General features: G+C 43.6%; 6 protein-coding genes. 2 read left to right on the top strand and 4 right to left on the bottom strand.

What is annotated here, in order from left to right:
• Nucleotides 1–33 precede the first annotated feature (33 nt).
• On the bottom strand, nt 34–1104 hold the full coding sequence (locus tag H70737_RS03555; protein ID WP_042184827.1) for a hypothetical protein: 1071 nt from the start codon (nt 1102–1104) through the stop codon (nt 34–36).
• A gap of 188 nt (nt 1105–1292) precedes the next feature.
• On the opposite strand from H70737_RS03555, the gene H70737_RS03550 reads away from it, so the two are divergent.
• A complete protein-coding gene (locus H70737_RS03550; RefSeq protein WP_042184825.1) occupies nt 1293–1691 on the top strand; it encodes a (deoxy)nucleoside triphosphate pyrophosphohydrolase in 399 nt (132 codons plus the stop codon).
• 1 nt (nt 1692) lies between these two features.
• Nucleotides 1693–4590, top strand: a complete 2898-nt coding sequence (locus H70737_RS03545) for a DEAD/DEAH box helicase (RefSeq protein ID WP_042184824.1) — start codon at nt 1693–1695, stop codon at nt 4588–4590.
• A 202-nt stretch (nt 4591–4792) separates the two neighbouring features.
• Here the strand turns inward: H70737_RS03545 and H70737_RS03540 are convergent, their stop codons facing one another.
• The 3 genes from H70737_RS03540 to H70737_RS03525 form a co-directional block, all read right to left on the bottom strand.
• Nucleotides 4793–5173: a DUF6438 domain-containing protein gene (locus tag H70737_RS03540; RefSeq protein ID WP_156113051.1), complete on the bottom strand. Its 381-nt coding sequence runs from the start codon at nt 5171–5173 to the stop codon at nt 4793–4795.
• 687 nt (nt 5174–5860) lie between these two features.
• Nucleotides 5861–6106, bottom strand: coding sequence for a helix-turn-helix transcriptional regulator (locus H70737_RS03530; RefSeq protein ID WP_042184818.1), 246 nt, complete (start codon nt 6104–6106; stop codon nt 5861–5863).
• A gap of 193 nt (nt 6107–6299) precedes the next feature.
• Nucleotides 6300–12302, bottom strand: coding sequence for an S-layer homology domain-containing protein (locus H70737_RS03525; RefSeq protein ID WP_042184816.1), 6003 nt, complete (start codon nt 12300–12302; stop codon nt 6300–6302).
• Between the last annotated feature and the right edge of the window lie 26 nt (nt 12303–12328).

The following is a 12328-nucleotide window of genomic DNA, read 5'->3' as shown; positions in this document are numbered from 1 at the left end:
GCGACTCATTGGAAGCTTATTTACCTGATGTATTTACCGATCTTGACTCTCCACAAACACTACCTTCTCACCCTTTATGAGTTCAGCGATAGAATAGTATCGTGCACCAGAGTTATTAATCAGTGGTTTGGGTAGATGCTTCAAATGAATTACATCTTTACTACAAAGATTATAAAAACGATACTCTTCTCCCGGATGATTAAATCCATACCCACCGTTTATACGATTTGATATGTATTCTTTAATTCTAGTAGCAAAATCTATCTGTACACCTTCTAATAAAACGTTGAGAGAAGGTGATAACGGATCGAGAACAACAATCTCATCAATTTTATAAAGAAACTCCATTTCTCCACCACCACTAGATCTGAAAGTTATATATATTGGAGTTTTATATGAAAAACCCTTCGCAGTATGTGGGCACGCATGAACAAAGTAATTTTTCGTTAACTCATACGTCTTACCCGCAGCAACCGACAGAACTTCAACCTCGTAGTATTTCATCCCTTTTCTCACCCCTTTAATAAAATCTATAAATTCTGTTGCAATGTTTACATCCTCACCTTTTCTTTTCTCTAGACTAATCACATCGTTTATCAATTCTATAATGTCTGTCCAAGTAAGGCTGACAAATCCATTCTCAGGCGGATGAAGAACTTTATACTTTGTTAAAGTTACACCGAGCATAGGCACATTAGCATCATGTGGAAAATTTGTTGGATCGAGATACGACTCAAGTTGTCTTGATATATCCTTTTGTTGTACAGAAGCACTTACGCTCTTAGCTTCAATTATTATAACTAGTTTTTTAGTGTTCCCTTGAAACAAAGATAAGGTAATATCGCGTCTTATTTTCTTTACTCCAGCTGATAACATTTCTGCGTCTACTTGAACAAAATCAAATCCCTGCTTAAATTCCATGTACTTATTTGAAGTCAGACGAGTAACTTCTTTTAAAAATAACTGTATCAAGTTAGGATATCTTGAAAATAGGTACGAGAGTCCTTTTGTCTGCTTCGTCTCTGTATCCCCATGTAACAAATCAAAAAAGGTTGAATGGTAATCCGTATTTCCTTCATGATAAAGACGTAGCATAGTTTTCATTATCGATTCTCCCATACATGATAAATAGGTTTCGTATTCACTAGATGCTATCATTCATTCGATGAATAGTCTGTCAGAAATCTTTCATAATATCCCTCAGTAGCCCAAATCCCCAAAACTATAATAGAATAGAGTTATAACGCATAATTGATTTCATAAATACTAAACTGCATAACCGGAGGGAACTTATGAAGAAACATATCTACGTAGTCGGAGCTGTCATCATCGAGAATAATAAGATCCTCTGTGCACAGCGCGGGGCTACTAAAGCACTAGCTTACAAGTGGGAATTCCCTGGTGGCAAAATCGAAGAAGGCGAAACGCCACAGGCTGCGCTTAAACGCGAAATTAACGAAGAAATGAACTGCGTGATTGAAATTGGTGAAGAGATTGAGACTACCGTGCATGAGTATGATTTTGGCTTTGTGCATCTGACTACTTTCTATTGCCACCTACTAAGCGGGACGCCTACCTTAACTGAACATGTTGCAATCCAGTGGTTATCTGCGCATGAACTGATGTCACTAGATTGGGCGCCTGCTGATATTCCTGCTGTACACAATATTCAGAAGAAGCTGACAATATAACATGGACAATCCTATTCAACATTTAAAAAGCACATTAAATTGGGCGTTTATTGACCATCAACAGGACTCTTTGGATCAATACAAGCCTAGGCTTCTAGTCAATAATAAAGAGACCAGCGATTTTGTTCTTACTCCTTTGCTCGAAGAACTGGATCGCTGCCAGTCCTTTATTTTTTCCGTTGCTTTTATTACAGAGAGTGGACTAGCCACCTTGAAGTCGCATTTGGCTGATCTAAAAATGCGCGGGATAACAGGCAAAATCCTAACCTCAAATTATCTGAACTTCAATCAACCCAAAATCTATAAAGAGCTACTAAAAATCACAAATGTTAGCGTGCGCTTGACGGATCTAAGTGGATTTCATGCCAAAGGATACGTTTTTGAGCATGAAGATCATTCCACTATCATTATGGGAAGCTCCAACCTGACCGCTGCTGCATTAAAAGCCAACTATGAATGGAATGTGAAGCTAACCTCTTTTAAGCACGGGGGTCTACTGGGGCAGTTTCATAATGAATTCGAAAAAGTATGGGAAACTGCTGTCCCACTGACGGATAGATGGATCGAAGCTTATCAAGTTCTCTATGATGGGGTTCAAAAAGCAAACCATAACCATCAATTGACGCTACCCTTGATTCCTGAAGCGATCCCGCAAACTGTCTTTAGTACAATTTCACCCAATAAAATGCAGCTAAGTGCACTAAAGAATTTGCAAGCTCTTCGCAGCACCGGAGCACATCGAGGATTGGTTATTTCGGCAACAGGAACAGGAAAAACCTATCTCTCTGCTTTTGACGCAAAGAACTTCGCACCAAGTCGAATGCTATTTATTGCACATCGAGAACAAATTTTGCACAAGGCTATGACTGATTATCAACGAATTATGGGGGGAAGAGATAGCGACTACGGTATTTTATCCGGTAACAGTAGAGATACAAATGCGAAATACCTTTTTGCCACCATCCAGACGATTTCTAAAGAATTAACTTTAGCAAATTTTGATCCTAAGGTATTTGACTACATATTGATTGACGAAGTCCACAAAGCTGGAGCCAATTCTTATCTTAAAGTTATTGAGCATTTTAAACCAAAATTCCTGCTTGGCATGACTGCAACTCCAGAACGAACGGATGACTTTAATATCTACGAGTTATTCGACTATAATATTGCCTACGAGATTCGTCTGCAGGAAGCTTTGGAAGAAGATATGCTGTGTCCATTTCACTATTTTGGCGTCACTGACTTTGAATACAACGACCGAATGATCGACGATACAACGATGCTCTCTCAATTGGTTACGAACGAAAGGGTTTCTTACCTAATCGAGAAAATGGAATATTACGGACACTCCGGCGAAACGGTAAAAGGATTAATCTTTTGTAGTCGTAAAGAAGAAACCTTAGAGCTATCCCGCATGTTAAATGCAAGGGGTTATCGCACAAAAGCATTAACAGGAGATGACTCTCAGGAAGTCCGTATGCAGTGTGTAACAGATCTTGAAGCGGGAAATCTCGACTATATTCTAACGGTAGACATTTTTAACGAAGGTATCGATATTCCTTGTATTAACCAGGTCGTAATGCTGCGTCAAACCCAATCTAGCATTGTATTTGTTCAGCAGTTAGGACGCGGTCTTCGTAAACACTCGGATAAAGAGTTCGTCACTATCATCGACTTTATAGGTAACTACAAGAACAACTATTTGATTCCGGTAGCCCTCTCCGGAGATAGGTCGCAGAACAAGGACAATATCCGTCGTCATATGAAGGACACCAGTTATATTAAAGGCGTCTCAACAATCAATTTCGAAGAGATTGCAAGGCAACAAATTTACCGCTCGATTAGCAACAGCAATTTAACAGCGCTTAAAATTCTTAGAGAAGAATATTTCCAACTCAAAAATAGGTTGAATCGAATCCCCCGATTAATCGATTTCCTTGACAACGATTCGATCGATCCACTGATCTTTACTGAGGAACACTTTAGCTATTATCACTTTTTGCAGAGAATCAATGAAACCGTGCCACATCTATCCGAACAAGAGAAAATGATTATAATGATGATGTCCGCCGAGATTCTTAATGGAAAACGCAAACATGAGATCCTACTGTTAAAGCTACTATTAGTAAATGATCAGGTTACATATGAAGAATACATAAATGCCCTGCAAGAAAGTGGTTGCTCAACAGATTCCGAAACGATCGATTCAGCAAAACGTATTCTCGACTTGTCTTTTTTCACTGAAGCGATGAGGAAGAAATATGGTAATGCCGCTATCGTAGAGTTCATTGCAGATCAGAATTTTGCATTTCATCCGAAGATGGCACAGTCCTTACAGAACAACGCTTATTTTAGAGAAATAATCACAGATATTGTTCAAACCGCAATTCACAAAAATGAGCAGTATGTATGCAGCGAGCCACTGACTCTGTATCAAAAATACTCCCGCAAAGATACCTGCAAATTATTGAATTGGCATAGCGACGAAAGCTCTACCATGTACGGATACAAGACGAAGCACCAGACCTGCCCGATCTTTGTAACGTATCACAAGCATGACGAGGTCGAAGCAAGTACGAACTATCAGGAGGAATTTGTGAGTCCAGAGATTCTGAAGTGGTCCACAAGAAGTAGACGAACCCTTGAATCCGATGAGGTTAGAACGATACTTGAGGCAGACCAACGAAACATCGACCTTCATGTATTTGTGAAAAAAGACGATGCGGACGGAACGGAGTTTTATTATCTGGGTAAAGCACATCCTGATCAAGAAAGTGCTGTTCAGGCGTCTATGGTTGACAAGAATGATACTTCCATATCGGTTGTGCATATGGATTTGGTATTGGAGCATTCGGTGGAGAGTAAATTGTATGGGTATTTAACTCGGAGTTTTAATTAGAGTATGCTAGTTCAATAAATTCCGCCAAATGACTGAACAATTTCATAATTATGAATTCTAAAACGTATAGCCGCAAAAAAATTGCATTCTCTCATTTTTTGGAGGATGCTTTTTTTACAAATATTTCACAATAGATTTATGTTCTCATGAAGAACGCTCCGGATGATAAGATGAGAAACTATATACCGGGCAATAAATTCCATTAAACCTTAGTCAATTTACTTTGATCGAACAGCCACAAAATTAATCTAGTAATAGCCCTCAGCTCAGGTGGCTCAACCCCAATAACCACTCTAGCCTTCTTTGTCCACGTGCCCCTGTGAACGGTAATAGTTGCAATTTCACAATCAACGCCATAAATTGGTCTATCATAATTAAGATCATCAAACCGTTGCCTTTCAATATGAGCAAGCAATTTCAGTACTTTCTTTGGATGAATAAAACCTTCATATTTCCCATTCAATTCACGACTGATATGTACACCCTCAAATTCAAGTTTACCATTCGAATACATGTGGAATTCAAAAAATTGCCCAATCCCAAAACTCTCGAATCCAATCCCTGTTATCTCTTGTTTCGTCATCCCTTGGACACAACCCATTCTGAAATATCCGGTATCTTACCATAGAAAGATAGGATTACCGATCAAGCAACCAACTTCTTAAGCACTTTCCCAAATCATCAAATTGTGTTGTAAAGCTTTCTATTTCACCTTTAAGTATTTCGATCTCAAACATAGGTTGTTCCACAGAGTTCACCTTCGTATTCTTTCCTTCTAATTCCTTATGTGTCTGACAATACGAAGAAGAACCACTAGCATAACTTTATGAATCGTAACTACTGTTACAGCTTGAAGATGAGTTACCATTAATACTTGATGAGTGATAATAGTGACTTTGATTTATAAGAATAAGTGGGCTCAAATGATTCGAGCGATCCAGTAGATCAACTAGTAGATAATGAGTCGATTTCATTTTTGGAGGGACGTATTCACCTCACCTAAGATAACCGTCTTCTCTCTATAATCAGAAGAACAATGTAGACTACAAGTGCACCAACAAAAAGGTAATCATAGACCATTTTAAAAGTAGATACGCTAAACTTATACCTGGTATCAATTAATGTGATACTAGTGTAGCCTATAAAAAGCAAAGAAAAAGCATAATTAAGCGGTCTATTTGTAATAATGTTCCATCTCTCATCTTTTCCTTCTCTGATAAGAAATATGAGATTTATTAGCATGCCCAACATAATAATCACCGCTATCAAGCTACTCATCTTTGTTACCCCCCTCATCTTCCTCATAAGGCTCAAAATTAAATACGTCATTAAGATCCTTTTGGAATATATATGCTATGGAAAATGCAAGCTCCAGCGAAGGAATGAATTTGTTATTTTCAATCGCAGCAATAGTTTGTCTTGTTACACCTAGTTCTTTAGCTAACTCGGTCTGTGACCACCTCTTCTCGGCTCGTAGTAAATATACCTTGTTTTTCACTATTCCAAAATAATACATATATAGGAACCCCCTTCGAATTCATTGTAATACGAAGCACACAAAATGTAAAGTTAACATAACATTTTGTTTTGAATATAAAACAAAATGTTATAAAACCCCAAAAAAATAAATTGAAAACTATATCAACCAAACAACAAAAAAAGCGAATTCAGCCCTAAGCTGAATCCGCCTCTCCATTTTTCATCATGATCTAATCAATAAGCCCCGACTTCTGCAACAGCCGCTGAATCAGAACTGCCACTTCCGCGCGGGTGACATTCGCCTTTGCCTCCAGCTTATTATCGCCACGGCCGCTGATCAAACCAGCTTTGGCTGCAAGCGCCAAACTATCCTTAGCCCAGACACCTATGTTGCCTGCATCTGTAAAGGTAGCAAGTACGCTTGTCGCATCCACTGTTCCAGTCTGGTCCGCAAGGCTAGTTAACTTCATCGCTTTGGCGATAATGTTCATGGCTTGCTCGCGAGTTATTGGAGCATCCGGCTGGAATGTCCCGTCCTCAAAACCAGTGATCAGACCGTACTCGGATGCCGTTTCAATCGCTCCTGCATACCAGCTATTCGCTGGCAGATCCGCAAATGCTGTCTTCCCTTCCCCAAGCTTCAGTCCCAGACCGCGCACGATGATCGCTGCGAACTCAGCCCGGGTAATATCTGCATTCGGGTTAAACGTCGTTTTGTTCACCCCATTAATTACTAGACGAGATCCCATATCGTTCACAGCATCCTTCGCCCAATGATTCTCCACATCCGCAAAAGTCAGTGGATGCCAGATCACCGAATACGAGCTATTCGTCACACTTTTAATAACTGCGTAGTATTTGCCCTCCTTCAGAACGAATCTAGTCGGTACATGGCGCACTGTGCCATCTGGCTCCACAACGACTCCAGTCGTAATCCGATTCGGATCAATACCACCTGGAAGTGTCACTATCCGCTCTACGTAAGCATTGAACTGACTCACTTCCACTGTCGATGTACCGTAAGTAGCGGTAACAGTGAAATCTAGTGACGGTGCAACAAGTGTGAATCCACCACTGCTTGCAGCACCTGTCACTACTTGGTTCATAGATGGTGAGGTCTCACTGATCGTAATCTTCAGTATGATATCTTCCAGCTTCAAGCCATTTCCAAGTTTCTTAGCTAACGCACTAATGTTGATTTCGTCGGCTGGCAAAGTATAAGTACCTTTGCTTGTCTGAAAAACAAGGGTAGCCGATGCGTTCTCCATGTTCTTAATGATTTGACCGTTTAACTCAGCGACGATGATGTTGGAATCCAGGGTCACCGGAACGGTAACTACTGCTCCATTCCCTTCCGCGTTCAGCTTCGCTTGGAGTTTAGCTGGGTCGACGACGATAATAGTTGTTGCCACGTTCCCTAAGGCCGTTGTTGTTGCTTTGCCTGCGTTCTCTTCCTTACCGTTAACAAGGACGATCACATCGGTAACAACTGTGTTCGCATTACCGGGGGTTGTTCCGCTATTCGAGTTACTTCCGGTTCCTGGGCTGACCGGATCAGTACCAGGTGTTACGGTATCAGCCGCCACAGCTGCTGTTGCACTACCGTATTTCACCACTTTGCCGTCAGCATCTAGCTCTGCAATCCCAATCGTATCCCCATTGGCCGCAGGAACCAATCCCTCAATGCCTACAAGCATGTATCCAGTCAGGACATCTCCCACATTTGGTACGACGATGCTACCAGCGCCAAAGTTCTTATAAAAGAGCTTATGTCCTTCAGCCAGTGCAGGCGTAACGGTGATTTGCGTATAGCCGTTATTTGCCGAGCCACTTGGATCGATGGCAATCACGTTCAAGCCACCCGCAGGGTTAAGCATATTAATTGTAAAGGTCAGCGTAGTTGCCGGTCCCGCCGGAACGGACCCGCTAGCTACCACACGTACCTTAACGATGTGCTCACCACTCAAATCCGGCAAGTTGGTTCCGTCGTACCGTACATATGGTCCATCGTCCACAGAAAATTCCATACTTGTGTCCAGACCAACAATCGTATTGTTCTGATCATCAGCCGTGACTTCAGGCGCGGACGGGATGACCGCATTCGAGTCATGAACGATAACCTGAGCAGCAATAGAAGCGAATGCTGTTGCCGTTGCCTTTTCCCGAACATAATACGTGTCCGGCGCAAGGTCAGTAATCATTGTGTCTGTAACTTCTGTCCAAAGACCAGTGCTGCCTATTTTGTATTCCATTTGGACTGTCAGATTCTGAATGGTGCCATTATTAGCCCCATTGTACGTCACATCCGTGACAGTCACACCTACCGGAGCCGCTGCACGAGATGGAATGCTTAACGTCTGTACCGCACTATCCGTAGTTGTTGAACCGTCACCTTTCTTAAGGATGCTCAGTGACGTTCCCAACCAGCTGCTATCAATTTCCAGCTTGCCATCTACTGGCACCGTAATCGCTGTATCGTTTACCATGTATGAGCCACTTGGCGTCAGGCCTGCCAACTGTTCAGTAGCATAGTCGATGATGGCCGCTGGCGTCGCTTCTGGTATTTTCGTAAATGCCGATACCGTCACTTGCACCGAAGCCGAGGTAAATGCTGTCGCTGTTGCTTTCGTCCGCACATAATACGTGTCTGGAGTAAGCCCCGTCACGCTTGTACCAGGTACATCTGTCCATGCACCTGCTGTACCTTTCTTGTATTCCATTGCAGTAGTAACATTGATGAGCGTACCATCGTTTGTGTTCATTCCCGTTTCACCCGTTGCTGTCACACCAGTCGGCGCTACTAAACGGGACGGAATGCTTAGCGTCTGTGCCGCACTATCCGTTGTCGTCGAGCTGTTGCCCTTCTTCAAGATGCTTAGCGATGTTCCTATCCAACTACTATTAATGTCCAGCTTACCATCTGCTGTCGCCGTAACCGATGTACCATTTACCGTGTACAAGCCACTTGGCGTCAAGCCTGTCAACTGCTCTGCCGCATAGTCAATGATGGCTGTCGGTGTTAATTCCAGCGTTGGCACGAACGTAGCCACCGTCACGATCTTCGCTTCTGACGCAAATGCTGTCAAAGTCGCTTTCGTCCGCACATAATATGTGTCCGGAATAAGTCCTGTCACGGTTGTGCCTGACACATCCGTCCATGCACCTGCTGTGCCCTTCTTGTATTCCATCACGGTTGTTACGTTCGTCAATTTGCCATCGTTGGCATTTATCGCCGTTTCATCCGTCGCCGTTACACCAGTCGGCACCCCTGAACGGGACGGAATGCTTAACGTCTGCGCCGCACTATCCGTTGTCGTCGAGCCATTGCCTTTCTTCACAATACTTAGCGACGTTCCCAACCAACTGTTACCAATAGCTAATTGTCCATTAGCTGTCGCTGTTACCAAATCCCCGTTTACTGTGTACGAGCTGTTTGACGTGAGACCTGTCAATTGTTCAGCCGAATAATCAATAACAGCTGTCGGTGCCACTTCCGGTGTTGCTACAAAAGCAACCACGGCTACTTGCACTGAAGCTGACGCAAATGCCGCCACAGTCGCTTTCGTCCGCACATGGTACGTGTCCGGAGTTAGTCCCGTTACGGTTACACCCGTCACTTCCTTCCATGCACCTGCCGCACCCTTCTTGTATTCCATTTCGGTTGTCACGTTCGTCAGTGTACCATTGTTAGCATTTATTGCCGTTTCGTCCGTCGCCGTTATACCTATCGGCGCCCCTGGACGGATCGGAATGCTCAGCGTCTGTGCTGCGCTATCCGTAGTCGTCGAACTGTTGCCCTTCTTCACAAGGCTCAGTGACGTTCCCAACCAACTGCTATCAATAGCTAGCTTGCCATCAGCTGTCGCTGTTAGCGAAGCCCCGTTTACCGTGTACGAGCCGCTTGCCGTTAAACCTGTTAACTGCTCAGCCGCATAATCAATGGTGGCTACCGGTGCCGCTTCCGGCGTTGGCACAAACGTAGCCACCGTCACGATCTTCGCTTCTGAAGCAAATGCCGTAGTCGTCGCTTTCGTCCGCACATAATACGTGTCCGGAAAAAGTCCCGTTACGGTTACACCTGCTACACTCGTCCATACACCTGCTGTACCTTTCTTGAATTCCATCTCGGTTGTTACGTTCGTCAATGTACCATTGTTAGCACTAATCTCCGTTTCATCCGTCGCTATCACACCAGTCGGCGCCTCTGCACGTGGCGGAATGCTTAGCGTCTGCGCCGCGCTATCCAGTGTCGTCGAGGCATTGCCTTTTTTCACGATGCTCAGCGACGTATCCAACCAACCACTGTTAATGGCCAGCTTACCATCTGTTGTCGCTGTTACTGCCGTACCGTTCACCGTATACGAGCCGTTTGGCACCAGACCGGTTAACTGCTCTGCCGTATAATCAATGATGGCTGCCGGTGTCACTTCCGGTGTTGCCACAAACGTAGCCACCGTCACGCTCTTCGCTTCTGACGCAAACGCCGTCACCGTCGCTTTTGTCCGGACATAGTACATGTCCGGATCAAGTCTCGTTACGGTTGCACCTGAAATATTCGTCCAAGTACCCGCCACACCCTTCTTGTACTCCATCGCAGTTGTTACGTTAGTCAATGTACCATCGTTAGCACTTATCGCCGTTTCATTCGTCGCCGTTACACCAGTCGGTGCCCCTGGACGGAATGGAATAGTCAGCGTTTGTGCCGGGCTATCCGTTGTCGACGAGCCATCGCCTTTCTTCACGATGCTCACTGACGTTCCCAACCAGCTGCTGTCTATAGCCAGCTTACCATCCGCTGTCACCGTTACCGCTGTACCGTTGTTAACCGAGTAGGCGCTGTTTGGCGTCAGCCCGGTCAGTTGCTCAGCCGCATAGTCAATGATAGCCGCTGGTGCCGGAGCTCCCGTCTCAAATATTTTAGCGGTTATTCTATAATGATCAGCATCCGTATTATCGGTTGTCACCAAGACAAGCTTGTCACCAAAGGTGGGATACAATTTGAAGCTTGGATAATATTCCACAGCGTACATCCAAGTGGCTTCATTGAAACCCTGCATAGCCACCGGAGCGGAATCCACCGGCTGATCCGATGTAAAGACTAAGTTACCGTCATTGTCATAATAATTCAGGTAAGCATACTGCGTTCCCGACCATTCTTTAAAGTTGTTGTACGCATCATTGATGGCATTGGTAGAAGTGGGGTCCGTACTTACGGTTACAAAGCCCGGATTTGCACCATCCCTATAAATAGCAGCCGAAGATTCGCCTAGAGAGCCACTTACTGTAAAATCACCCTTACTCGTACCGTTCTTATCATATAAAGAAACCGTTGATGAGTCGTTTCTATAGTTATATTGGCTGAACATGAAATTCCCGTTGTTCAACGTGGATAGAAACAGCTGTTTTTCATCCGTTCTTATTCCTTTATTAATCGTATTTAACAGAGTCCCACTATTACTGAATATTTTCAGATAAACAGTATCCGTCTGGGGTCCTACTCCTGAATTGTAAGCAACCATATATACACCGTCTCCAGCGGATACATTAGACATGCTCGCATTATGGGAAACCAGAAGTGTTTCTCCCGAAACTGGGTTACCCTCAACAGTGAACACACGCGTAGCCGTGCTAATATTGTCGTTCCGTTGCCAGGAAAAAGCTATATTGCCGTCAGACAATTCCGTTATAGAGACAAAGCGCGTGAGTGCCGGGGTACTGGCGGCAGAGTATGTATTAATCTGTGTCTGACCGACCACCTTTTGTCCTGACTGGTTTAGCACCATGAAATAGGCATTGGGAGTACTCTCCCTAACGGTTCCCAATTGCAAATTGTTATCGCCGCTGTCGCTTTTATGGTAAGTAATCAGAATCCTTCCATCACGTAGCGCAAGCATATTCACATCAATCATTTTGTAATAGGTATCCATTAGACTACTCAGATCAACATCTGATCTAAGTGCTCCCGTGCGGTCAAAAATCTTTAAAAAATAAGAATAAACATAGGAATTGCCTTGATAAGCGAATGTGTTCAACACTACTGCGGTACTTCCGTCAGGAAGAACATCAACATCAGAAACATTCTTACCCGAGGCGTTTGTAACTGGAGGCTGAATGGGAAAGTCCACCGTTTTGGTGAATGAGGGGATGGCAGCGTATGCCCGGAGTGAAATCATCGGTAGCAGTCCAATGACTAATATAAAAGCCAATCCAATCTTGCCTAACTTTTTTAACATTGCTTTCCTCCTTGTCGAATGACTAT

Origin of the sequence: Paenibacillus sp. FSL H7-0737 (assembly GCF_000758545.1) — a bacterium.
In the GTDB taxonomy this organism is placed as follows: domain Bacteria; phylum Bacillota; class Bacilli; order Paenibacillales; family Paenibacillaceae; genus Paenibacillus_AQ.
This window is presented reverse-complemented; position numbering and strand designations above follow the sequence as displayed.